General features: G+C 71.4%; 23 protein-coding genes. 18 read left to right on the plus strand and 5 right to left on the minus strand.

The genetic code is table 11. From position 1 onward, the window contains the following. Positions 1 to 21: 21 nt before the first annotated feature. On the plus strand, positions 22 to 957 hold the full coding sequence (locus Aph01nite_RS13490) for an acyl-ACP desaturase (RefSeq protein WP_204041190.1): 936 nt from the start codon (positions 22 to 24) through the stop codon (positions 955 to 957). A 10-nt stretch (positions 958 to 967) separates the two neighbouring features. Here the strand turns inward: Aph01nite_RS13490 and Aph01nite_RS13495 are convergent, their stop codons facing one another. Continuing rightward, the gene (locus tag Aph01nite_RS13495; RefSeq protein WP_204041191.1) at positions 968 to 1,288 is read right to left on the minus strand and encodes a GroES family chaperonin; all 321 of its coding nucleotides are present in this window, start codon (positions 1,286 to 1,288) and stop codon (positions 968 to 970) included. A gap of 383 nt (positions 1,289 to 1,671) precedes the next feature. Between Aph01nite_RS13495 and Aph01nite_RS13500 the strand changes: the two genes are divergently transcribed. The 14 genes from Aph01nite_RS13500 to Aph01nite_RS13565 all read left to right on the plus strand — a co-directional run bounded on the left by Aph01nite_RS13500 (position 1,672) and on the right by Aph01nite_RS13565 (position 17,941). Continuing rightward, positions 1,672 to 3,681: a hypothetical protein gene (locus tag Aph01nite_RS13500; RefSeq protein ID WP_204041192.1), complete on the plus strand. Its 2,010-nt coding sequence runs from the start codon at positions 1,672 to 1,674 to the stop codon at positions 3,679 to 3,681. 5 nt (positions 3,682 to 3,686) lie between these two features. Next, the gene (gene pelF, locus Aph01nite_RS13505; RefSeq protein ID WP_204041193.1) at positions 3,687 to 5,069 is read left to right on the plus strand and encodes a GT4 family glycosyltransferase PelF; all 1,383 of its coding nucleotides are present in this window, start codon (positions 3,687 to 3,689) and stop codon (positions 5,067 to 5,069) included. Continuing rightward, entirely contained in the window at positions 5,066 to 6,361 is a 1,296-nt protein-coding gene (locus Aph01nite_RS13510) for a hypothetical protein (protein ID WP_204041194.1), read from the plus strand. Before pelF ends, Aph01nite_RS13510 begins: the two co-directional genes overlap by 4 nt. 14 nt (positions 6,362 to 6,375) lie before the next feature. Continuing rightward, positions 6,376 to 7,353: an SDR family NAD(P)-dependent oxidoreductase gene (locus Aph01nite_RS13515; RefSeq protein WP_204041195.1), complete on the plus strand. Its 978-nt coding sequence runs from the start codon at positions 6,376 to 6,378 to the stop codon at positions 7,351 to 7,353. 7 nt (positions 7,354 to 7,360) lie between these two features. Further along, on the plus strand, positions 7,361 to 8,074 hold the full coding sequence (locus Aph01nite_RS13520) for a sugar phosphate nucleotidyltransferase (protein WP_204041196.1): 714 nt from the start codon (positions 7,361 to 7,363) through the stop codon (positions 8,072 to 8,074). 1 nt (position 8,075) lies between these two features. Beyond that, positions 8,076 to 8,933 (plus strand): NAD-dependent epimerase/dehydratase family protein, encoded by an 858-nt coding sequence (locus tag Aph01nite_RS13525; protein ID WP_204041197.1) that lies wholly within the window; start codon positions 8,076 to 8,078, stop codon positions 8,931 to 8,933. Then, complete coding sequence (locus Aph01nite_RS13530; protein ID WP_204041198.1) at positions 8,930 to 9,571, plus strand: spherulation-specific family 4 protein; 642 nt, start codon at positions 8,930 to 8,932, stop codon at positions 9,569 to 9,571. Before Aph01nite_RS13525 ends, Aph01nite_RS13530 begins: the two co-directional genes overlap by 4 nt. Before the next feature lie 153 nt (positions 9,572 to 9,724). Then, entirely contained in the window at positions 9,725 to 10,609 is an 885-nt protein-coding gene (locus Aph01nite_RS13535; protein ID WP_204041199.1) for an LLM class F420-dependent oxidoreductase, read from the plus strand. Positions 10,610 to 10,829: 220 nt separating this feature from the next. Beyond that, positions 10,830 to 11,570, plus strand: a complete 741-nt coding sequence (locus Aph01nite_RS13540) for an NPCBM/NEW2 domain-containing protein (protein ID WP_204041200.1) — start codon at positions 10,830 to 10,832, stop codon at positions 11,568 to 11,570. 70 nt (positions 11,571 to 11,640) lie between these two features. After that, complete coding sequence (locus Aph01nite_RS13545; protein WP_204041201.1) at positions 11,641 to 12,174, plus strand: DUF1349 domain-containing protein; 534 nt, start codon at positions 11,641 to 11,643, stop codon at positions 12,172 to 12,174. 19 nt (positions 12,175 to 12,193) lie between these two features. Beyond that, a complete protein-coding gene (locus Aph01nite_RS13550) occupies positions 12,194 to 13,396 on the plus strand; it encodes an Rv1352/Rv1906c domain-containing protein (RefSeq protein ID WP_204041202.1) in 1,203 nt (400 codons plus the stop codon). 31 nt (positions 13,397 to 13,427) lie between these two features. Beyond that, positions 13,428 to 14,678: an ArgE/DapE family deacylase gene (locus tag Aph01nite_RS13555; RefSeq protein WP_204041203.1), complete on the plus strand. Its 1,251-nt coding sequence runs from the start codon at positions 13,428 to 13,430 to the stop codon at positions 14,676 to 14,678. A gap of 44 nt (positions 14,679 to 14,722) precedes the next feature. Further along, entirely contained in the window at positions 14,723 to 15,325 is a 603-nt protein-coding gene (locus tag Aph01nite_RS13560; RefSeq protein ID WP_204041204.1) for a TetR/AcrR family transcriptional regulator, read from the plus strand. Between the two features lie 72 nt (positions 15,326 to 15,397). Then, entirely contained in the window at positions 15,398 to 17,941 is a 2,544-nt protein-coding gene (locus tag Aph01nite_RS13565; RefSeq protein ID WP_204041205.1) for a penicillin acylase family protein, read from the plus strand. Positions 17,942 to 17,950: 9 nt separating this feature from the next. Here the strand turns inward: Aph01nite_RS13565 and Aph01nite_RS13570 are convergent, their stop codons facing one another. Next, complete coding sequence (locus Aph01nite_RS13570) at positions 17,951 to 20,329, minus strand: helicase-associated domain-containing protein (RefSeq protein WP_204041206.1); 2,379 nt, start codon at positions 20,327 to 20,329, stop codon at positions 17,951 to 17,953. 287 nt (positions 20,330 to 20,616) lie between these two features. After that, the gene (locus Aph01nite_RS13575; protein ID WP_204041224.1) at positions 20,617 to 21,117 is read right to left on the minus strand and encodes an ATP-binding protein; all 501 of its coding nucleotides are present in this window, start codon (positions 21,115 to 21,117) and stop codon (positions 20,617 to 20,619) included. 209 nt (positions 21,118 to 21,326) lie between these two features. Between Aph01nite_RS13575 and Aph01nite_RS13580 the strand changes: the two genes are divergently transcribed. The 3 genes from Aph01nite_RS13580 to Aph01nite_RS13590 all read left to right on the plus strand — a co-directional run bounded on the left by Aph01nite_RS13580 (position 21,327) and on the right by Aph01nite_RS13590 (position 22,765). Further along, positions 21,327 to 22,163, plus strand: coding sequence for a Sco1979 family transcriptional regulator (locus Aph01nite_RS13580; RefSeq protein WP_204041225.1), 837 nt, complete (start codon positions 21,327 to 21,329; stop codon positions 22,161 to 22,163). Then, complete coding sequence (locus Aph01nite_RS13585) at positions 22,150 to 22,383, plus strand: DUF397 domain-containing protein (RefSeq protein WP_155347234.1); 234 nt, start codon at positions 22,150 to 22,152, stop codon at positions 22,381 to 22,383. The genes Aph01nite_RS13580 and Aph01nite_RS13585 overlap by 14 nt, the downstream gene beginning before the upstream one ends. 97 nt (positions 22,384 to 22,480) lie before the next feature. Further along, positions 22,481 to 22,765, plus strand: a complete 285-nt coding sequence (locus Aph01nite_RS13590; protein ID WP_204041207.1) for a hypothetical protein — start codon at positions 22,481 to 22,483, stop codon at positions 22,763 to 22,765. 28 nt (positions 22,766 to 22,793) lie between these two features. Here Aph01nite_RS13590 and Aph01nite_RS13595 read toward each other — a convergent pair whose 3' ends face one another. Both Aph01nite_RS13595 and Aph01nite_RS13600 read right to left on the minus strand, forming a co-directional pair. After that, a complete protein-coding gene (locus tag Aph01nite_RS13595) occupies positions 22,794 to 23,402 on the minus strand; it encodes a histidine phosphatase family protein (protein WP_204041208.1) in 609 nt (202 codons plus the stop codon). Positions 23,403 to 23,442: 40 nt separating this feature from the next. Beyond that, a complete protein-coding gene (locus Aph01nite_RS13600; RefSeq protein WP_204041209.1) occupies positions 23,443 to 24,102 on the minus strand; it encodes a hypothetical protein in 660 nt (219 codons plus the stop codon). Positions 24,103 to 24,150: the final 48 nt, after the last annotated feature.

Raw genomic sequence — 24,150 nt, forward strand, 5'->3', positions numbered from 1 at the left:
AATCGCAGGTTAGGGGTGGAAATGTCGCGTGCACTGACCCAGACCGAGCTCCTCGTCGAGCTGGAGCCCGTGGTCGAGGAGAACCTGAACCGGCACCTCGGCGTGGCCAAGGAGTGGTTCCCGCACGAGTACATCCCCTACGACGAGGCCCGCACCTACGACGGCGTCCTTGGCGGCGAGGCGTGGAGCCCGGAGCATTCCGCCATCCCCGAGGCCGCCCGCGTCTCGCTCGTGGTGAACCTGCTGACCGAGGACAACCTGCCCAGCTACCACCACGAGATCGCCACCACGTTCGGCCGGGACGGCGCGTGGGGCACCTGGGTGCACCGGTGGACCGCCGAGGAGGGCCGGCACGCCGTCGTCATCCGCGACTACCTGATGGCCAGCCGCGCCGTGGACCCGATCGCGCTGGAGCGCGCCCGGATGGCCCACATGGAGAACGGCTTCGCCACCGAGTACGGCACGATGCTCCAGCAGCTCGCGTACGTCTCCTTCCAGGAGCTGGCCACCCGGATCGCGCACCGCAACACCGGCCGCGTCTCCGGCGACCCCGATTGCGAGCGCATCCTGGCCCGCGTCGCCGCCGACGAGAACCTGCACATGCTCTTCTACCGCAACCTGCTGGGCGCGGCCTTCGAGCTGTCGCCGTCCCAGACCATGCGGGCGGTCACCGACGTGGTCACGTCCTTCCAGATGCCGGGCGCGGGCATGCAGGGCTTCGCCCGCAAGTCGATGGCCATCGCGCACGCCGGCATCTACGACCTGCGCCTGCACTGCGACGAGGTGCTCGCGCCGGTGCTGCGCCAGTGGAAGGTCAACGAGATCCAGGGCCTGGACGCCGAGGGCGAGAAGGCCCGCGAGGAGCTCGACACCTTCATGACCCAGCTGGACCTCACCGCGACCAGGTTCGAGGAGCGCCGCGAGGCGCGCCGGGCCCGCGAGGCCGCCGGCGCCTGAGCGCCCGCGCTCAGAGGTAGAGACCGGTGCCGTGGTCGGTCTGCGGGGTGGCCACGGCATGCAGGTCGCGTTCCCGCATGACCAGGTAGGTCTGGCCCTGCACCTCGACCTCGGGCTGCTCGTCCGGGCTGAAGAGGACCTTGTCGCCGACCTTGACGGTGCGGACGTTGGCGCCGACCCCGGTGACCTCGCCCCAGACGAGGCGGTTGGGCGTCTTGACGGTGGCCGGGATGACGATGCCCGCCGTGCTGCGTCGTTCCTCGTTGTCCTGCTCGACCTTGATCATGACTCGGTCGTGCAGCATCTGGATCTCGAACTTCGGGTCGCCCACATTCCGCAGTTTACTGGCGATCCGACGAGCAGTAGCCGCTCATCGCAAGCCCCTTAAACCCGGACAGGCTCCCGCGATGTGGCCGTTCCTGGCCCCCCGCGCCCCCGCCCATATATCCGGATTTTTCGCGTTGAAATGATTTAAGGCGCACGCCTTCTGGGGTCCCAGCGTAAATCGCAGGGATATGCCCACAATGCCGAATTCGATGGAACGTCCTGACTTTTTGTCATGACGTCAACGGCTGTGGAATTTCCTGAGACTCCCCGTCAATCGCGAATTCGCCGCTATAACTATGCCTTGCGATCTCACCAGATAGCCATTTCGCGCCTTCATTAGGAAAAGGCAGCAAATATGGCACATGTCTGAATCCCCTGATAGGAGGCATGGTGGCGTTCGTCCGCAGACTCGGTCCGACCGTCCTCGGTCTGACCTCGGTCTTCGTCCTGATCCCCGGCACCGCGGCGCACGCCGTGGAACCAATGATCAATATGAGGATCCTGCTCGTGTCCGACGGCACTCCGTCCACCGAGGCGATCGCGCACGCGATGGACTCCGAAGGCGTGCCGTACCAGAAAGTGGATCTCACCAGTCCGGGAAGGCCGGTCATCACCGCCGGATTCCTCGCGGACACGGTCGGGCCGGCCGAGCGGGCGAAGTTCCAGGGGGTGATCCTGCCGAACGCCAATCCTTTCGCCGATCAGGCGGAAATGACGGCCCTGGTGAACTTCGAGAAGAAATTCGGCATCCGCCAGCTCAGCGCGTACGTGTACGCGAGCCCGGAAGTCGGCCTGAATTACCCCGAATACTACGGGCCGCTGGACGGGATGACCGCGAGCGTCGTGCCCGGGGGGCCGTTCCCGTACCTGACGGGGCAGGTGCCGTTCGAGGACGAGTCACCCGTCGTGGGGGAGAGCTACGGCTACCTGGGCACGCCGCTGCCGGACGACCTGGCCGCGGGGCGCAGCTTCCAGCCGCTGATCACCATGCCGGTGCCGAACAGCGCCACCCAGGGCGTGGTGGCCGGCGTTCACACGCACGACGGCCGGAGCGAGATGGTCGTCACCGCCGCGTTCAACCAGCACCAGAAGCAGTTCCAGATGATCTCGCACGGCGTCCTCAGCTGGCTCACCAAGGGCGTGCACTTCGGCTACGACCGCAACTACTTCGCCGTGCACGTGGACGACGTGCTCGGCGACGACACCAAGTGGGACCCGGTACGCAACTGCACGCCGACCAGCGACTGCCCGCCCGACGTGCCGGAGACCGGCATCCGGATGACGCCCGCGGACGTGACCGCCGCCGTGCAGTGGCAGAACGCCAACGGCCTCACCATGGACTTCTACTACAACGGCGGCGGCAGCGTGCTCCACGCGGCCGAGCACGGCGGCTCCGACCCGCTGCTGACCAGCCTGAAGGCCAACAAGGCGCAGTTCCGCTGGGCCAACCACACCTACACCCACCCGTTCCTCGGCTGCGCGCAGGACTTCTCGGTCATCCCGTGGCGCTGCGCCACCAACCCGCAGGGCCAGATCGTCTGGGCCTCGCGGGCCACCATCGAGGACGAGATCAACCGCAACAAGCAGTTCGCCAACCAGCACGGCCTGGCCGACGACACCACCGAACTGGTCACCGGCGAGCACTCCGGCCTGTTCCTGCAGCCCCGCCAGCCGGTCGACAACCCGAACCTGGCGCCGGCGCTGAACAGCACCGGGGTGAAGTGGATCGGCAGCGACGCCTCCCGCGACCCGGTGCAGCGCCCGGTCGGCGGCGCGCTCACCGTGCCGCGCTACCCGATGAACGTCTTCTACAACGTGGCCACCGCCGCCGACGAGGTGGACGAGTACAACTGGATCTACAACAGCCGCGCCGACGGCGGATCCGGCATCTGCGAGGACAACCCGGCCACCACCACCTGCATCCCGCCGCTGGACCCGGCCACCGGCTGGAGCCAGTACATCGTGCCCATCGAGGTCCGCAACGCGCTGCGGCACGTGCTCGGCGGCCTGCCCTGGCCGCACTACGCGCACCAGTCCAACCTGACCGGCGACCGCCTGCTCCTCACCGTCCTGGGCGAGCTCCTCACCCAGTACCGCAGCCTGTACGCCGCCAACGCCCCGATCGTGAACCTGCGCACCTCGGCCATCGGCGCCGAGATCAAGCGCACGCAGACCTGGAAGCAGAACATGAACCAGGTCAGCGGCTACATCCAGAACGGCGTCGTCTACGTGGACGCCCCCGACAACCTGGACGTCCCGCTGACCGCCCCCGCCGGCACCCGGATCCCCAACCTGCTCAACCTGGGCAGCAGCCCGTTCGGCTCCGCGTACGCGGGCGAGCTGTCGGCCTACCAGCGCAACGCGCTGCTCCAGCCGATCAAGCTGCTGCTGCCGTAACACCCATGCGCATCGCGATGGTCACCGAGGGGACCTACCCCCACCACCACGGCGGCGTCAGCGTCTGGTGCGACCAGCTGGTGCGCGGCATGCCCGAGTACCGCTTCGACCTGCACGCCATCACCGGCACCGGGCGGGAGAGCCTCGCCTGGGACCTGCCGGGCAACGCCACCGTCACGCCCATCCCGCTGTGGGGCACGCCCCCGGGGCGCCCGCCCCGGGGCCGGGCCAGAAGACGCTTCGAGGAGCTGTTCCGCGAGATGCTCGACCTGATGCTCGACCCCTGGCAGGGGTCCGCGGCCCGCTTCGGCGCGGTGCTGCGCGAGCTGCAGCGGCTCGGCGTCCCGCTCTGCGGCGACACCTCGGTCCGCTGCGTGCTGGACGTCTGGGAGGCGCGGCGGGCCGAGTTCGAGAGCATCGGGGTGACGCCGACCGTGCACGACGCGGTCACGGCGGTGGATCTGATCGAGCATTCGCTGCGGCCGCTGCTGCGCCCGGCCCCCGGCGCGGACGTCACGCACGTCGTGGCCAACGGGCTGGCCGTGCTGCCCGCGTTCGCGGCGAAGTGGACGGAGGGCACGCCGTTCGTCCTCACCGAGCACGGCGTGTACCTGCGGGAGCGGTATCTGGGCTTCCGGAACTCGCCGTACCGGTGGCCGGTGAAGGCGCTGCTGCTGAGCTTCCTGCGGCTGCTGTGCGCGGCGGCGTACCTGGAGGCGAGCCTGATCACGCCGGGCAACAAGTACAACATCCGGTGGGAGGTGCGCTGCGGGGCCGACCCGGCCCGGCTGCGCACGGTCTACAACGGCGTGGACCCCGGCCAGTTCGAGCCGGCCGGGTCCGAGCCGGAGGTGCCCACGCTGAGCTGGGCCGGCCGGATCGACCCGATCAAGGACCTGGAGACCCTGATCCAGGCGTTCGGGCTGGTGCACGCGGAGCTGCCGGAGGCGCGGCTGCGGGTGTTCGGCGGCACCCCGGCCGGGCGGGAGGGGTACCTGGCCGGCTGCAAGGAGCTGGCGGGGGACCTGCCGGTCGCGTTCGAGGGACGGGTGGACAACATCCGGGACGCGTACACGGCGGGGCACGTCGTGGTGCTGTCGAGCATCTCGGAGGGCTTCCCGTACACGCTGATCGAGGCCATGGCGACCGGCAGGGCCACCGTCTCCACCGACGTGGGCGGGGTGCGCGAGGCGGTCGCGGGGACCGGGCTGGTGGTGCCGCCGCGCGATCCGCGGGCCATGGCCGAGGCCTGCCTGACCCTGCTCGGCGACGAGGGTCTGCGCACCCGGATGGGCGCGCAGGCCCGGGAGCGCGCGCTCGGGCTCTTCACCGTGGACCGGGCCGTGGACAGCTTCCGCACGCTCTACCCGCGGCTGGTGGCGGCGTGAGCGCGGCCACGGTGCTGCCGGAACCGGTGGACGATCACGTACGCGACCTGTGCGCGAACGCGGTCGATCCGCTGGAGATCGCGGCCGGGCTGGAGTTCGGCGGGCTCACCGACGAGGGCGCGGCGCGGCACGGGCACAGCGACGTGTTCGCCTACGCCGAGGCCCTCTACCGGAGCGTGCCGCGCAAACCGGCCGAACCCAGCCAGGAGACGCCGGTCCCGTGGAGCGGCCACCCCGGGCGGCACGCCGTGCGGGGCATCCTGTTCGGGCTGCCCGGCCTGTGCTACGTCACGGCCGCGCAGGCGGTGACCGGGCCCACGGCCGTGCTGGTGGTCTCGCTCCTGCTGGCCTGGGCGTACGGGCAGGGCGCGGCCTACCTGGCGTACGTGGCGATCGGGCACGGGGACCGGGACGCCGGGCTGGCGGTCGCGCGGCGCGCGCTGCGGGTCGGGCTGGCCGTGCTCGCGCCCGTGATCGTCGCGGTCGGCATGTTCACCTCGGCCTCCCCGGCCGGGATCGCGCTGGCGCTCGGGCAGGCCGCGTACCTGCTGGCGGCCGGGGTGATCCTGGTCGCCGACGGGGAACTGGTGCTGCTGGCCGTGCTCATCCCCGGGTGCGCGGTCAGCGCCGTGCACCTGGTGACCGGCTGGCCCGCGCCGTGGGCGGTCTGGGCGGCGGGCGCGCTCTCCGTGGCCGAGGCCGTCGTCCTGGCCGAGATCGTCAGCCGGAGCCCGGCCCGGCCCACCGGGCTGCGGCGGCTGCCGGGCGCGGTCCCGCCGGCCCTGTTCGGAGCGCTCTGCGGCGGGCTGCTGGCCGTGAGCGCGCCGGCCCAGAACGGGGCGCTGGTCATGGTGCCGCTCTCGCTGAGCATGGGCGCCGCCGAATGGGCGGTGTTCCGGTTCCGGCGCGGCGGGCACCTGCTGCTCGGCCGGACGGCCACCGCGCGGCGGTTCGGGCGCGCGGTCCGGCTCGAGCTGCTCGGGGCGCTCGGCCGCTACCTGGCCGTGCTGCTCGTGCTCACCGCGCTCGCCTGGCTGGCCGTGCGCCCGGGGGCAGGCGAGACGCTCCGGCTGGCGGCCAACCTCGCGCTCGGCGGCGCGGTGCTGGTCGCGCTCATCCTGCAGTCCTGCGGGATCAGCCGGCCCGTGCTCGCGCTGTTCGCGACGGCCCTGGCCGCCGGGCTGCTCACGCCCGGCACCCCGCAGATCCAGCTCCTCGCGCATGTCGCGCTGCTGTGCGCGCTCACCGGCCTGGCCTGGCCGGCGGTCGCGCGAACGTCCCTGCACATCTAGAGAACAGGTGACCCATGCCCATCCACGCCGTCACAGGAGCCGACGGCTTCATCGGCTCCCACCTCGTGGAACTCCTGGTCGAGCGCGGCCACCGGGTCCGCGCGATGGCCCAGTACAACTCGTTCGGCAGCTGGGGCTGGCTGGACACGCTCGACCCCGCCGTGCTGGACTCCGTCGAGGTCGTGCCCGGCGACGTCCGCGATCCCGGCAGCGTACGGCAGCTGGTGGCCGGGGCCGACGTGGTCTACCACCTGGCGGCGCTGATCGCGATCCCGTACTCGTACGCGGCGCCCCGGTCGTACGTGGAGACCAACGTGCTGGGCACGCTCAACGTGCTGGAGGCCGTCAAGGACGCCGGGATCGGCAGGCTGGTGCACACCTCCACCAGCGAGACGTACGGGACGGCGCTCTCGGTGCCGATCTCGGAGGAGCACCCGCTGCAGGCGCAGTCGCCGTACGCGGCCTCCAAGGCCGGGGCGGACAAGCTGGTCAAGAGCTACCACCTCAGCTTCGGCCTGCCCGCGGTGACGCTCCGGCCGTTCAACACCTTCGGGCCTCGCCAATCCGCGCGGGCGGTCATCCCGACGATCATCGGCCAGATCGCGGCCGGCGCCCGCTCGATCCGGCTCGGCGCGCTCACCCCGACCCGGGACTTCATGTACGTGAAGGACACCGCCGCCGCCTTCGCCCACCTGGGCACGGCCGAGGGCGTCGAGGGCGAGCTGTTCAACGCCGGGACCGGCGAGGAGATCTCCGTCGGCGACCTGGCCGAGAAGATCAGCAAGATCATGGGCGCCTCGGTCGAGTTCACCTGCGAGAGCGAGCGGCTGCGCCCGGAGAACTCCGAGGTCATGCGCCTGGTCTGCGACAGCTCCCGGCTGCGGGCGCGCGGCTGGGCCCCGGCGCACACGCTCGACGACGGGCTGGCGGCCTGCGCGGCCTGGTTCCCGGCCAACCTCGACCGGTACAAGACGACCATCTACAACGTGTGAGGCCTTCGTGCACGCAGTGATCCTGGCGGGCGGCAAAGGGGTCCGCCTCCGCCCGTACACCACCACGCTGCCCAAGCCGCTGGTGCCGATCGGCGAGCAGTACTCCATCCTGGAGATCATCCTGCGCCAGCTGGGCGAGCGGGGGTTCGCCTCGGCGACCCTGGCGATCGGGCATCTCGGGCATCTCATCCGGGCGTACGTGGGGGACGGCGCGCAGTGGGGGCTGCGCGTGGACTACGCCCTGGAGACCTCGCCGCTCGGCACCATCGGCCCGCTGCTCACCATGCTGGACGGCCTGCCCGCCCAGTTCCTGGTCATGAACGGGGACATCCTCACCGACCTCGACTTCGGCGACCTGCTCACCGGCCACTGCCAGGGCCGGGCCCCGCTGACCATCGCCACCTACCGGCGCGAGGTCAAAATCGACTTCGGCGTGCTCACCGCCGACGACGGCCGCATCGTCGAGTTCACCGAGAAGCCCACCATCGACTACCGGGTCAGCATGGGCGTCTACGCCATCTCCAAGCAGTGCCTGTACGACTACCCGCCCGGCCTGCCGCTCGGCTTCGACGAACTCGTCCTCGACCTCCTCCGCAAGGGCAGGCATCCCGCCCAGTACGACTTCGGCGGGCACTGGCTGGACATCGGCAGGCCCGACGACTACGACCGCGCCAACGCCGAGTTCGACGTGCTCCGGCCGGTCCTCCTGCGAGGCGCCTGAGATGGCTCCCGTTCTGTTGGTCGGCGCTTCGGGCTTCGTCGGGCGTCACGTGCGGGACCGGTTCCCGGCCGGGACCGGCCTCGCGCTCGCGGGGCGTTCGGCCGGAACCCCGCTCGATCTGGTCGGGACGCCGCACGCCGACATATGCCGCCTGCTGGCCGAGGTGCGCCCCCGGGCCGTGATCAACTGCGCCGGTGCCGTGCTCGGGTCCGCGGACCGCCTGGTGGCGGCCAACGCCGTCGCCGTCTCGCGGCTGGTCGCGGCCATGCGGGAGGCGGCCCCCGAGGCGCGCCTGGTCCACGTCGGCTCCGCGGGGGAGTACGGCTCGCACGCGCGACCGGTGGCGGAGGACGCCGAATGCCGGCCGGTCGGCCACTACGGGGTGAGCAAGCTGGCCGGGACCGCGCTCGTCCGCGCGGCGGCCGGGGACGGGCTCGACGGCGTCGTGCTCCGGCTGTTCAACCCCGTGGGGCCGGGCGCGCCACCGGCCAGCCTGCTCGGGCGGCTGATCGCCGGCATGCGCGCGGGCCACGAGCTGCACCTGGGCGTCACCGGGGACGTCCGGGACTTCCTGGACGTCCGGGACGCGGCCGACGCGATCATCGCCGCCGCCCTCGCCCCGGACCGGCTGCCGCCCGTGCTCAACCTGGCCAGGGGACGCCCGGTGCCGGTGCGCGAACTCCTCGACCTCATGATCGACGTGGCTTCCTGGCAGGGGCGGGTCTTCGCCGCCGAGGGCGAGTCTGCGCTGCCGTGGTCGTGCGCCGACGTCTCCGCCATCGAGGCCGCGCTCGGCTGGCGGGCCACCACCAAGCTCCGGGACTCGCTGGCCGACGCGTGGCACGCGGTTCCGTCGTGAGCCTGCTCGTCCCCGCGTACTTCCATCCGGTCGCGCAGGAGGGCGCGTGGCGGCGGCTGGCCGCGCGCCCGCCCGGCACCGTGGTGCTGAACGTGGACAGCGGACCCGGCACGGCCAGGGACCCCGACTTCGTCCACGTCCTGAAGCCGTTGCTGGCGGCCGGTGTCGAGGTCCTGGGATACCTCGACACCGCCTACGGCGACCGGCCGATCCGGGAGCTGGTGGTGGACGCGCGCCGCTACCGCTCCTGGTACGGCGTCACCGGCGTCTTCCTGGACCAGGCCGCCGCCGGCCAGGACCGGCTCTCCCACTACCGCGTCGCGGCGGCGGCCCTGCGCGAGTCCGGCCGCCTGGTCCTCAACCCCGGCGTGTACCCCGACCCCGGCTACGCCGCCGTGGCCGACCTGCTGGTCACCTTCGAAGGCCCCTGGGCCGCCTACCGCGCGCTCGCCGTCCCCGCCTGGGCCCGCCCGCCGGAGAAATCCTGCCATCTGGTGTACGGCGTGCCCGGCTGGGCCCGCCGCCTCGTCCAGCGCAGCACGGCCCGGCTGACCGGAAGCGGGTTCGTCACCAGCGGGGCCTGCCCCAACCCGTGGCAGGACCTCCCGCCGTACTACGAGCGCCTGGGGTGGTCGTGACCCCTTGGAACCGTCCGGCGGCGATGCGTGAGTCGTCTCAAAGTGGCGGCAAAGACCTCACCGCGAACCGTGCACGCCCGCGCGCCGCCCGGAATGACGGACTGTCACCCGGGCGTCGGCTCAGGAGAGACCCTCGAGCGAAGTGAGGCACTCATGGCACAGCGGAGCCGGTTCGGCACATTCGGGATATGGAGCGCGGCCTGGACCAACGCCCACCGTGAGGAGGGCAGGCTCGGGCCCGAGTTCGCCGCCGCGGCCGCCGAACTGGACGCCCTCGGGTTCGGCACCCTCTGGCTCGGCGCCAGCCCGGCGGTCCCGTACGCGGCGCCGGTGCTCGAAGCGACCCGCCGGATCACCGTGGCGACCGGCATCTGCAGCATCTGGAGCCATCCGCCGGACGAGGTCGCCGCGGACCGGGCGGCACTGGCGCGCGCTTACCCGGGGCGGTTCGTGCTGGGGCTCGGGGTGAGCCACGAGGGCTTCGTCAAGGCGTACGCGCGGCCGTACGAGGCGATGCGGGACTACCTGACGGCGCTCGACGAGGCGGCGGAGCCGGTGCCGGCGGCGGACCGGGTGCTGGCCGCGCTCGGGCCGAGGATGCTGGCGCTGGCCAGGGACCGGTCGGCGGGGGCGCATCCGTACCTGGTGACGCCCGGGTACACGCGGCGGGCCCGGGAGATCCTCGGGGCGGAGGCGCTGCTGGCGCCGGAACTCATGGTGGTTCTGGACGGCGATCCGGAAAAGGCGCGCGCCCTCGCGCGGCAGTATCTGAGTCTCTATCTGGGACTGCCGAACTACACCCGCAATCTCCGCAGAATCGGATTCGATGATACGGATTTCATGGAAGGGGGGAGCGACCGGCTCGTGGACGCCTTGTTCGCGATCGGGGACGCGGACGGCGTGGCCGTACGGGCGGCGGAATTCCTGGCGGCGGGAGCGGACCACATCGCCATTCAGGTGGTGAGCGAGGATCCTGAGCACGATCTGCCCCGGGAGGCGTGGCGGCAGCTGGCGGCGGCTCTGCCTCTCGACGCGTGATCGCGGCCACGCCTCGGGGTCGCGCCCTTGAGGTCGTGACGAAAAAGGAGATCGGGGCTTCAAATTAACCCCCGGCCCCGACTCACACCCACCCACTAGTTCACGAAATTTCGTGATATCGGGATTTATGTCCGGATAACGGGTTGGATAATTGGGGGACGCGTTCCCTGTCCGCGCGGCTACGTTCGTCGTACTCGCCGCGAGGAATGGGATGTGAACGGTGACCGCGAATTTGCCGGTTCCCTATCAGAGGGACGACGCCCCCAAATCCGGCGGGCTGAACAAGATCGCCATCATCGTGGCCGTCGTGGTGACCGCCGTGGCCGTCGGGCTCGGCATGTACCTCTGGGGCCCGGTCCGGACGGCCGGGATCGAGACGGCCGCCGCGGCGCCCGCCCCGACCGTCACCGTGACCGCCACGGCCACCGAGACGATGATTGTTTCACCGAGTATCTCGCCGTCCCCGGCCGTGATCGCGCCGCTGCCGGGCGAGACCACCCCCGCCCCGGCCGCGACGGCCACCGGCGACGACGTCGCCAGCGCCGGCCCCCTCGGGAGCAGCGACTACCTGACCAGCCTCGACATGAGCGAGTACAACGGGCAGGCCGACTACGACGCGCTCCCCGTCAACGGCCAGTCCTTCCTGCACAGCGTGGGCCTCGGCGTCTACGACATCGGCTCGACCCACTGGGCCGAATACACGGTCGACGGACGGTACAAGACCCTGGTCGCGACCCTGGGCGTCAACGACGTGATGAGCACCGACACGGTGGTCGAGTTCACCGTCCTCGGCAACGGCCGCGAACTGGAGAAGAAACGCGTCAAGTACGCCCAGCAGGTCAAGATCTCGGTCCCCGTCGAGGGCAACGTCAAACTCCGCATCGCCGCGACGCGGGTCGGCGGCGAGGGCTCCCGCAGCGCGGTGGGCGCGGTCTGGGGCGACGCGTCCCTCACCCGTTGATCGCCCGCTGACCCCGTGCCATCCGCCCCAGGGATGCGCCTGAGAGCGCTCTCATGGGACAATTCGGACCATGGATTGGATCAACGAACCTAACTCCTGGACCGCCGCCGACGACACCCTGACCGTCCACGTCGACCCCAAGACCGACCTGTGGCAGCAGACCCACTACGGCTACTCCTTCGACAACGCCCCCATGTACGGCCGCACGGTCGAGGGCGACCTGCGGGTGACCGTCACCTTCGACGCCGACTACGCCGAGCAGTACGACCAGGCGGGCGCCATCCTGCGCATCGACGAGAAGAACTGGATCAAGGCGGGGGTCGAGTTCGTCGACGGAGCCCTGCAGATCAGCGTGGTCGTCACCCGCGAGGTGTCGGACTGGTCGGTGCAGCCGGCCCCCGGCTCCCCGTCCTCGGTCACCATCGACCTGCACCGGGAGGGCGACGCCGTCACCGTCCGGTACGGCCTCGACGGAGCCGAGCCCACCAACATGATCCGCCTGGCGTACTTCCCGCCGCAGGTTCCCGCCCTCGCCGGAGCCATGGCGGCGGCCCCCGTGGGTAAGGGATTCGAGGTGCGTTTCTCGAAGGTGTCGATCAGCTGAGCGATCCGCGTGTTCCCGCGTGGCGCTGGGTAAAGTCACGTTAAAGGGGGCGTTGCGGGTGGCGGTGAAATATCAGGACCGTATTCCCGGCGACGGCATGTACGTCGTCGGGGTCGACGTCGCGCCGGGCCAGTACACGTGCCGGAGCCCGGGCGAGGGCTACTGGGTGCGCTACCCGGCCTCCATGGTCGGCCCGGTGACCACCCGCCACCAGGGGGCCGGCGAGGTGGCGGTCGTCATCGAGCCCGACGACACCGCCTTCGACAGCCACATGCCCGCCGACTGGGTGCGGGTCGTGGTGCGCCGCGACCGGCTCCCTTCGGCGGGCGACCGTAAGCCCGTGCGCCCGCTCAAGCGCGTACGGACCGTGCTGGACCCGGACATTCCCCCGGAGACCAGAAAGGCCCTCCAGGCCGACATGGCGCTCGTCCGGCACGTCCGCACGGGCAGCCCGTGGTCCCGCTACGGGTCGGCCCGGCAGGACGGCTGGCGGCTGCCGGGGTTCTTCGTCGCCCTCATGATGGTCGTCTCCTGGGCCTGGCCCCAGCTCGGCGGGCTCGGGACCGTGCTGCTGATCATTCTGGGGATCGCCGCCCTGTCGGGGATCCGCCGCAGGCGGAGCGCGCCCCGGCAGCGGCTGGCCGAACTCGCGCGCGCCAATCCGGACTGGTTCCGCGTGGACCAGGACTTCGACGACGACTGCCGGGCGCTGGTGGTCCGCGCCCAGAAGGCCGTCCGCCGGGTGCGCAAGGCCGAGGTCTACCGGGAGGGCCTCCTGGACGTCGCCGACCACGAGCTGATGCTGCCCCGGGAGGAGTGGGAGATCGCCAAGGCGCTGAGCAAGGTGACGAGCCTGCGCGCCGACCAGGCCAAGCTGGTGGCCGGCGGCGTGGCGGACCCGGTCGAGCGGGCGCTGGCGCCGATGCGGGAGACCCTGGACACCGTGGTCGCCTCGGTGACCGCCCGGATCGAGGCGCTGGAGCGCTACGCGGCCAAGGTCCAGCAGGCCGACCGCCTGTTCCAGGCCCACCACCAGCTCCGCGCCCTGGCCGACCAGGCCGACGAGTACCGCGACCTGCTCGCCGGCACGGTCCGGGACGACCTGGCCATCGGCGAGCTGGCGCGCCTGTCCCGCAACGCCGACCAGCTGCGCGAGGCCCTGGACGAGAGCCTGGCCGCCGCCCGCCAGGCCGCCCTGGAGGTCAGCCCGGGCCTGAAATAACCGAATTGTCCCTGGGTCGTAAAGTTTGCGCATGAGTGTGGAAGCGCGTGTTCTGGACGCCATCGACGAGGCCGCGACCGTGCGCTCGCTGGCCGACCTGGTCCGGGTGCCGAGCGTCACCGGCGGGGACGCCGAGTCGGAGTTGCAGAACGAGTGCGCCCGGCGGCTGGGCGAGCTCGGGCTCGACGTGGACCTGTGGAAGCTGGACCTGGATACGCTGCGCGCCCACCCGGACTACCCCGGGGCGGAGGCCCCCCGCGCGGAGGGATACGGCGTCGTCGCCACGACCGAGGGCGAGGGCGAACCCGCGCTGATCCTGCAGGGCCACGTGGACGTCGTGCCGACCGGCGATCTGGCCAAATGGGAGGGCAACGACCCGTTCGGGGCCCGGATCACCGCCACCACCCTGCACGGGCGCGGCGCCTGCGACATGAAGGCCGGGCTGGCCGCCAACCTGGCCGTGGTGACCGCCCTGCGCACCGCCGGCGTACGGCTGGCCCGCCCGCTCGCCGTGCACTGCGTGGTGAGCGAGGAGGACGGCGGCCTGGGTGCGTTCGCCACCATGCTGCGCGGCCACACCGGCGAGGCGGCCGTGATCACCGAGCCCACCAGCGGGAAGATCATCACGGCCAACGCGGGATCGCTGACGTTCCGGCTGGAGGTGGCGGGCCGGGCCGCGCACGGGGCGACCCGCCACGAGGGGGTCAACGCGCTGGAGGCGTTCTGGCCGGTGTTCACCGCGATCAGAAGGCTGGAGGCCGAGCGCAACCGCGATCCCGACCGGCTGTTCGCGGGGAACGCCACGCCGTACCCGATCGAGGTGGGGACGGTGCGGGCCGGGGACTGGGCGAGCAGCGTGCCGGACCTGCTGGTGGCCGAGGGCCGCCTCGGGGTCCGGCTGGACGAGGATCCCGCCGACGCGGCGGCGGCGCTGGAGGAGGCGCTGGCCGGCATCGACGACCCGTGGCTGCGCGACAACCCCGTCACGGTCACCTGGCCGGGCGGCCGGTTCGCCAGCGGCAGGCTTCCCGCCGGCCATCCGCTGCTGGACGAGACGGCCCAGGCGGTCGAGGACGTCACGGGAGCCCGGCCCGGCACGACCGCCGCGCCGTACGGCAGCGACCTGCGGATCTACGCGGGGGCGGGCATCCCCACCCTGCACTACGGCCCCGGTGACGTACGGTTCGCGCACGCGCCGCGGGAGCAGGTGGACCTGGGCGAACTGCGGGACGTGACGCGCGCGCTGGCGCTGCTGGTCCTGCGCAGGTGCGGCGTGCGCTGACAGACCACTGACACGCCCCTGCCGCGCGGGGCTAGAGTCCGTGCATGGACGAGCCGCGGTTGTTGCAGATCTTCCGGGAGGAGCCGCCCAAGGAGCGGGCGGACGCGGCCAGGAACCGCGAGAAGGTGCTGGCGGCGGCCGTCAAGCTGTTCCGGGAGCACGGGGTGGACAACGTCACCATGGACGCGGTCGCCGCGGAGGCCGGGGTCGGCAAGGGCACGCTGTTCCGGCGGTTCGGCGACAAGTCCGGCCTGGTCTTCGCGCTGCTGGACAACAAGGAGAAGATCCTTCAGGAGGCGGTCCTGTCCGGGCCGCCCCCGGTCGGGCCCGGGGCCCCGGCGAAGGAGCGGATCGTCGCCTTCGTGGAGGCGTACGCGGCGTACCTGTTCGACAACATCGACCTGCTGCGGGTCTCGGAGACCTCCAGCCCCGGCGCGCGGTACCGGGTGGGCGTCTACCGGTTCTGGCACGCGCATCTGCGCATGCTGCTGGCCGAGGCGCGGCCGGCCGACGATCCGACGCTGCTCGCGCACGCCCTGCTGGCCCCGCTCGGGGCCGAGCACGCGGCGGCGGTTTTGTCGGAGGCCGGGCCGGAGCGGGCCAGGACCGAGAGCGTGCTGCTGGCCCGCGCGCTCGTGTCCGAATAGCTACCCCCGGGTAATCAAGCTCACATCCCAGACCTGGATACTGTGACCCGCACTACCAGGAAAGGTCAGGGAATGGTCAAGTTTGCGCCCTTTGCACGATTTGCTTGGCCGATCCGCTGGCTGTTCCGGGTGCTGACCGTGTTGCTGGTCCTGGCCGTCGTGCTGGCGGGCGCCGGGACGTGGGTCGTCCGGCAGTCGTTCCCGCAGACGGACGGGCAGCTGGCCCTGCCCGGCCTGACCGCGCCGGTGACCGTGTACCGCGACGCCCATGGCATCCCGCAGATCTTCGCCGACACCCCCGACGACCTGTTCCGGGCGCAGGGCTACACCCACGCCCAGGACCGCTTCTGGGAGATGGACTTCCGCCGCAAGACCACCGCCGGGCGGCTGTCGGAGCTGTTCGGCTCCGCCACCCTGGACATCGACAAGGTCGTACGGACGCTGGGCTGGCGGCGCGTCGCCGAGCAGGAGCTCGCCCTGCTCACCCCGGAGGCCAGGCGCGCCCTGGACGCGTACGCGGCGGGCGTGAACGCCTGGCTGACCCAGCACGACGGCTTCGGCTCGCGGAGCCTGGAGTACGCGGTGCTGGCGCTCACCAACGGCGACTACACGCCCGAGCCGTGGACGCCCGCCGACTCGCTCGCCTGGCTGAAGGCCATGGCCTGGGACCTGCGCTCCAACATGGACGAGGAGCTCGAACGCGCCCTGGACGCGAGCGTGCTCCCGGTGGAGCGGGTCAACCAGCTCTTCCCCGCCTACCCCTTCGACCGGCACCAGCCGATCGTCGGCACGGGGTCCGTCAAGGACGGGGAGTTCGATCCCGGCGCGCCGACCGTGGCCGCGACGTCGGCGCTGCGGCGGGTTTCCGAGGCCCTTCGCAAGGTACCCTCCCTGATCGGGACGGAGGGGACCGACCGTAAGGGCATCGGGTCCAACTCGTGGGTCGTGAGCGGGGAGCACACCGACACGGGGAAGCCGCTGCTCGCCAACGATCCGCATCTCGGGCCGCGCATCCCGTCCATCTGGTACCAGGCGGGGCTGCACTGCCGTACGAGGTCGGCGGCCTGTCCCTACGACGTGTCCGGGTACACGTTCTCTGGGCTGCCCGGGGTCGTCATCGGGCACAACCACCGCATCGCGTGGGGGTTCACCAACCTCGGCTCCGACGTCTCCGACCTGTACGTCGAGCGGGTCAAGGGGGACACCTACGAGGTCGAGGGCACCTGGACGCCCCTCCAGACCCGGACCGAGCGGATCAAGGTCGCCGGGGGAGCCCCGGTGGACCTGAAGGTGCGGTCCACCAAGCACGGGCCGATCATCTCCGAGGTGTACGAAAGCGCCACCGACGCCCTGTCCGGCGCGGTACGGAGCCTCGCCCGGCCACCGGCCGCCGACCAGGGAATCGAGCACGCGGTGGCGCTCCGCTGGACCGCCCTGGACCCCGGGCAGACCGCGAACTCCATGGTCCTGCTGAACAAGGCCGAGAACTGGGACCAGTTCCGGGCCGCCGCTGCCCTGTTCGAAGCCCCCGCCCAGAACCTGATATATGCCGACGTCGATGGAAATATCGGGTATCAGGCGCCGGGGAAGATCCCGGTGCGGAGCGAGGGCAACGGGCAGTGGCCCGCCGCCGGCTGGACCGGTGAGCAGGAGTGGACCGGCTACATCCCGTTCGCCGAACTGCCGTACGCGTACAACCCGCCCGAGGGCTTCATCGCCACCGCCAACAACGCCGCCATCGCCCCCGGCAACGGCCCCTTCCTGACCTCCGACTGGGCGTACGGCTACCGCTCCCAGCGCATCGTGACCCGCATCGAGGACACGCTCGCCGCCGGCAAGATGACCGCCGCCAAGATGGGCGAGATCCAGATGGACTCCGCCCACGGGTTCGCGCCCCTGCTGGTGCCGCACCTGACGCGCCTCGTCGGCCGGGGCACCGAGCTGTTCGAGAGCTGGCACTTCCAGCAGGATCGCGACTCGGCCGCGGCCGCCTACTTCAACGTCGTCTGGAAGAACCTGCTCGCCCGCGTCTTCGACGACGAGCTGCCCGAGGGGGCCCGCCCGACCGGCGGCGACCGCTGGTTCGAGATCATGCGCACCCTGCTGGAGGACGAGGACTCGGCCTGGTGGGACGACGTCCGTACCAAGAACGGGGTGGAGACGAGGGACGACATCCTGCGCGCGGCCCTCGCCGACGCCGACGCCGAGATCGGCGAGCTGCTCGGCGACGACCCCGCCGGCTGGCGCTGGGGCGACCTGCACACCCTCGACCTCACCCACGAGACCTTCGGCACCTCCGGCATCGCCCCCATCGAGGCCCTCTTCAACCGGGGACCGCTCAGCGCCTCCGGCGGCAAGGACGCCGTCAACGCCACCGGCTGGGACAGCACCGAGGGGTACGCCGTCAACTGGGTCCCGTCCATGCGCATGGTCGTGGACCTGGCCGACCTCGACCGGTCCCGCTGGGTCAACCTCACCGGCGCGTCCGGGCACGCCTACCACCCGAACTACGCCGACCAGGCCGAACTCTGGGCGAACGGCGAGACGACCCCGTGGCCGTCCACCGAAAAGGCCGTCAAGGCCGCGGCCACCCAGACCCTCACATTGCACCCCTGAGCCGGGAAGCTACGTGGAGGCGGTCACCGAGGCGATCTCGTTGAGCGGGAATTCTAAGTAGTCGCCCGCCTCCTCACACCAGGCGTCCAGGACGCCGGAGTGCAGCTCACCGTGGCTGACGGTGGCCGTGACGCCGTCGGAGAGAGTGATCAGCGCGCGGACGCCGCGATCCACCACGAAACCGAGCAGGGACTGCTCCGCGGTGGGCAGGCGGGTGGCCATGCGGCCGATCAGCGCCCAGGTCTGGCCGTTCTGCCTGGCCTCCTCGCGGGTGGTGATCAGGCGTTTGGCGTGCTCGTGCGGGTCGGGCGGCGGCTCGGTCAGCATCGGCAGCGGGTCCAGCTCGGCCACCCGGCCGCCGGGGAGCAGGATCAGCCGTCCGCTCTGCGGCTCGCGGCGGATCTCGATCTCACCGGTGTCGTTGACCGGGACCGGCGCGTAGCCCGCCTCGCGCAGCGCGGCGAGCGTACGGTCGGCCGGAGCGGAACTGGCCAGCACCGAGGAGGCGAGCAGCCGCAGGCCGAGCTTGGCCAGGCGGCGGTGACCGGCGATCTCGGCCAGCAGGGCCGGGTCGCTGCCCTGGATGATGCAGCCGACCGTGGTCACCGTGACCTCGCCGTGGCGGCGGGCCACGTCCCTGATCAGGTAGACGAGCGGCTGGGGGAGCGTGCCGACCTGGGCCAGCTGGTCCAGGAGCGTGTCCGCGCCCGCTCCGGCGTCGAGCGCGCGGCGGACCGTGGCCGGGGTGAAGCGCCAGACCGACGCGGCGCCCTTGGACTCGCGGTCGGCCACCCGGTCCAGCAGCGAGGCCAGCTCGGCCGCGGGCGGCCCGGTGACCACCGCGGTCAGGTCGGCGCCGAACAGGGCGGTGCGCTGGGCGCTGGCCAGGGCGCGGATGGAACGTTCGGCCAGGACCGGGTCGTACTCGACCTCGGGCACCAGGTCGTCGTTCTCGTTCCCGGCGACCTGCCCGAGCGCGGCGAGCGCGCGGCCGAGATCGGTGAGCGAGTCGTGCGCGGCCAGCCCGAGCAGGCGGGCCTCCTCCAGGATGCCGGGCGCGCACTCGGCCAGCAGCTCGCGGTCCAGCAGCGGGGCCCGCCAGTGCACCGACTGCACGAGCTCCTGCAGGGTGGCGAAGGCGTATCCGGCGGGGACTTCGGTGAGCGCGCCGAGCACCGCCCAGCGGATGCGGGCGATGGTCTCCCCGGACGGGTCGTCGCCGAGCACCGCCGGGTAACGGCCCTCGGTGCGGCGCAGCGACGAGCGCTCCATCCGCCACCAGGCCGCCAGCAGCGTGCGCAGCCGGGCCGGCGCGTCCTCCAGCCGCCAGGCGTCGAACCGGTCGGTCGGGACCAGGCCGCCCGCCGCCTCGTCCAGCGCGATCAGCCGGGCCACCGCCGTGACCTCCAGCAGCAGCCGGGTCTCCTCCTCCGAGCAGCCGGTCTCCTTGGCCACCCGGCGCACCTCGCGCACCCCGATCCCGCCGTTCTTCAGCAGCGGCAGCGGCGTCTTGTCCGTGTTCTCCAGCAGCGCGGTGGCCCGGTCCAGCACGTGCGGGGCGGCCAGGCACATCGCGTACTCGACCGCGTCCCGGTCCACCCCGATGGTGGCCAGATCCGGCGGGTACGGCGTGAACGGCCCGTGATACTCCGGCCCGCGCAGCGCCAGCGCCACCTCGCGCGGCATCTCGGCCACGTCCCACTGCGTGCGGAACAGCAGCCCCCGGTCGGCGGCCCACTTCTCGGGCGTGCCCGGGTTGAGGAAGCGGTTGCCGTCCACGCTGCGGACCGGCCCGTCCCAGGCGAAGTCGTCGAGCACGCCGACCGTGCCGTCCGGCGCGCCGGAGACCAGCTCGGTGAGGCGCTCGGGGTCGCTCAGCAGGGCGGTCGCGCGGGCCACCATCTGGCGCTTGCCGCCCTGCGGGGCCAGGCCCAGCGTGCGGCAGATCCGCCGCAGCCCCTCGGTGTTGAGCATCCAGGAGTCGAGGTACGTCGAGAGCGGCTCGCCGAGGCCGCAGGGCGCCGTCCACCAGCGGGCGACGGCCTCCGCCAGGTGGATCCGGCCGTCCTGTCCCGGCCAGGCCAGCGCGCAGTCGTACAGGCGGTCCAGCCAGGGGATCACCTCGGAGGTGCTCACCCCGAGGAAGCGGGCCAGCTCGTCCTCGGTGGGCCGGCCGCCGATCACCAGGCAGGCCTGCAGGAGCTCCAGCGGCGGCAGGGGCAGGCCGCGCATGACCTCCATGACGGCGAAGGTGTTGCCGAGGCGGTGCGCCAGCGCGTCCAGCCGCCGGGGCCAGGGCGCGGCGATGGCGTCCGGGCGGTTGGCCAGGACGCGGGCGAGTCGATCTTCGTCGAGAGTTGTCAGCCAGGCGATTAGGTGATCGTCCATCACAGATCTCTCAGGCCATCGGGAAGCCGCGGTGGTGGAGACGCACTTGAGATCAAGATATTCTGCGCAGTTCGCTCCGAAAAGGTCATTCTCCTGTTCTCCCGCTCCCTCCCCGCAGCGTGCTCGACTCCACCTCAGCACACCAGGACGCGATCGGAAGGGATTCCCGGATATACGCCCGGGAATTCCCGTGAGGAAACCCCCATCCGCCACACCCGTCTCATCCGCCAAGGGGCGTTCCCGTGGAGTCCGGGCCGCACGGGAACGCCCCTCGGCGGATGATCCCGCTACGATGCCGATAAAGATGCGGATAAAACCGCCCAGACTGCTTTGCCCTGGGGGGTGAGCGGGCACCAGCCCCAGCGCACGCTCAGGGATTCGACGATGTGGAGGCCGAGGCCGCCGGCTTCGAAGGGGGACGGGTCGCGCATCACCGGTTCGGCGGAGCCGGGGTCGGTGAGGGCGCACGTGACCAGGGAGCCGCGGCGGACCAGGGAGAGACGGATGACCTCGCGGCGGCGGGGCGCCCCGAGCTCCATGCCGTGGCGGAGCGCGTTGGTGGCGAGTTCGGAGACGACGAGTTCCATGTTGTCGGCCAGATCGGCCAGATCCCAGCCGGTCAGGGTGCCGATCGCGAAGCTTCTGGCCGAGTGAATCGACTCGGCGCGCGGGGGCAGTACGAACGTGGCGCTGGCCGTACACCCCGTGCCGCCGGCCAGCAGGTCCCGCGCGGGGTGCGGCCACCAGCCCACGGGGGGCCACCAGTCGAGCGTGGACCACTGAAGCATGGAGTGCACGAGATCATGATGGTGCAAGCTCCCGTGCATGTGCAATAGCGAATGCACGTGCATATGGGCGCGGCACGCGCTACGGTTTACCAAAACGACCCTGGGACGGAGGGGGCGATCTTTGACAGACTGGTGTTCAGTCCACATACCGGAGGAATGATCACGTGTCCATCGATCCGCCGGGGTCCGGCTCCACTGTTCGGCGCATCATGCTGGGCGCCAGCCTGCGGAGGCTGCGCGAGGAGCGGGACCTCACCCGAGAGGAGGCCGGATTCCACATCCGCGCCTCCGAATCCAAGATCAGTCGAATGGAGCTCGGGCGGGTCGGATTCAAGACACGTGATGTCGAAGACCTGCTCACGCTGTACGGCGTCCTAGACGACGCCGATCGACGTGGCCTCCTGGAGATGGTCCGGGAGGCGAACACGCCGGGTTGGTGGCACAAGTTCGGCGAGGTGCTGCCGAACTGGTTCGTCACGTACGTGGGACTGGAGGAGGCGGCGAGTGTGATCCGCACCTACGAGGTGCAGTTCGTGCCCGGCCTGCTGCAGACCGCCGCGTACACGCGAGCCGTCGTCCAGCTCGGTTTTCCGGACGCCCCGGAGAGCACGATCGAACAGCGCGTGCATCTGCGCATGCAGCGACAGGAACGGCTCAAGATGAAGGACGGGCCGAGACTGTGGGCGGTCATCGACGAGGCGGCGCTCCGCCGGCCCATCGGGGGGCCGAAGATCATGCACGAGCAGATCGAGCATCTGCTCGAGGTGGCCAGGCTGCCCAACATCACGCTGCAGGTGATGCCGTTCCGCTTCGGGATGCACGCTGCCGAAGGCGGGGCGTTCACGATCCTGCGCTTTCCGGAGTCCGACCTGTCGGACGTGGTCTATGTCGAGCAACTCTGGGGTGCTCTGTACCTGGACAAACGTGAGGACATCGATCCGTACCTCACGGCCATGGAACAGCTGTGCGTGGAGAGCACCACGCCGGGCGGCACCCGGGATCTGCTCGAAGATCTTCTGAGAGAGAACTTGTATGCAGACATATAACGGCATGCCGTCGAACGACCTCTACGGCGTCCTATGGCGGAAGAGCCTCTACAGCAACTCCACCGGCAACTGCGTGGAGCTCGCCGAGCTTCCCGACGGCGGTGTGGCCGTCCGGAACTCCCGTTTCCCCGAAGGTCCCGCCCTGATCTACACCCGGGACGAGATCCGCGCCCTGGTGCTCGGGGTCAAGGACGGCGAATTCGACACCCTGCTCGTGTAACGCCGTTTTTACACGACGCGCACGCGCGTAACCCGTCGGGGCGAGGGGTGTAACACGGATCCGGCAGAGTAGACCCCACTCAAAGAGGGGGCTTGTGATGCTGGACCAGATGACCCTGTACCCGGTGGCGGACGACGTGCTTTTCGCGCCCGGCGGTCGCGTCGTGATCAGAACGTACGGCGTCGCGTCGGCGACGGAGCCGAGCGACGGCCGGCCGCGACCGGTGGCCTATCGGACCTGGGTCACCGGTGTGCGGGATCAGCCGAGGTACTGGCACTGGGGTCACTTCGAGGACGCCCGCCGAGGGCACCGCAAGGTCCTGGAGTGGCTCACCGGCCGGGGTCCGCAGCCCGCGCCCCCGGTGCCCGTCGCCTCCGCGTAGCTCCGCACATCCCCTCGAACCAGGCGCCTCAGCCGCCGGCCGGGGCGTTCCAGCGCAGGATCACGTGCTGGTCGTGCTCCAGGCCGAGCGTGGAGTAGGTGCCCGTGTCCAGGCGCAGCAGCCGCCCGTCGGCGGGCGGCAGGCCGAGCCAGCGGGCGGCCAGCACGCGCAGCAGGTGGCCGTGGGCCACGACCGCGATGGCGGGACCCGGCTCGCCGTGGCCGGTCCGCATCGCCGCCAGCACCCGGGCGACCACCCGGTCCGCGCGCAGCCCGACGTGTTCGATGTCCTCGCCCGGATGGGCCTCGTCGCCCGGCACCACGCCGTCCCGCCAGAGATACCACCCCGGCCGGGACTGCCTGACCTCGGCCGTGGTGATGCCCTCGTAGCCGCCGTAGTCCCATTCCCACAGGTCCGGCTCGACCTCGTAGGAGGCGAACCCGGCGAGTTCGGCCGTGTGCCGGGCCCGCCGCGCCGGGCTGACCAGGACCAGGTCGAACCTGCGCCCCTCGACCAGCGGGGCGAGCAGCTTGGCCTGCGCCTCGCCGTGCTCGGTCAGCGGCAGGTCGGTCCGGCCGGTGTGCCGGCCCGCCCTGCTCCATTCGGTCTCGCCGTGCCGCAGCAGTATGAGTTCCATAGGTCTCCCATCATGCCCCGGCCCGGCGGGCTCATCCGCGTCATCGGCGCCGGTCGCCGAGGAGCGGGAGCGTCACCCCGCCGAGGCCGATCGCGAACAGCGCCCACGGGATGACCGCCGCGATCGTCGGCAGCCCCGCGAACCAGGCCACCGGGATGAGGATCGGCGCGACCGCCAGCGTGGCGCCCGCCCAGACGGGCGCGGACCGGCCGAGCAGCACGGCGATCCCGAGCAGGACCGCGCCGATCAGGCCCAGGAAGAAGCTCGCGCCCAGCACGGACGTCGGCAGGGCGTTCTCGTACGCGTCCAGCAGCCTGACCGTGGTGGCCTGGTCGACGCCGCTCTTCAGCGCCGCGTAGATCACGTCGTCGCTGTTGCCGGTCGGCAGGGCCAGTGTGAACGCCAGGATCAGGCCGGCCAGCCCCAGGACCGGCTTGCCCGACCGGGCCACCCGGGCCGCGCCGAGCAGGCCGGGCACGAGCAGGACCGCGCTCAGCGCGCCCAGCCAGGCCGAGGTGGGGTAGCTGTCGACGGCGGCGGCGAATTCCTGGACGTACGGTTCGCCCTCGACGCCGATCGGGATGGGGGACAGGAGCAGGGCGAGGGCGATGAGCAGGGGGGACAGGAAGGCTCCGGCGACCATGGCGTAGCGGGCGAAGGTGTCGGCGCCGGAGCGGGGGGTTGTGTCGAGGCTCGTCATAGCGTCAGGGTCACGCGGGGCGGGCACGGGGGCGTGAGTATCCCCGTA

It is taken from the genome of Acrocarpospora phusangensis (assembly GCF_016862995.1).
Taxonomy (GTDB): Bacteria; Actinomycetota; Actinomycetes; order Streptosporangiales; family Streptosporangiaceae; genus Acrocarpospora; species Acrocarpospora phusangensis.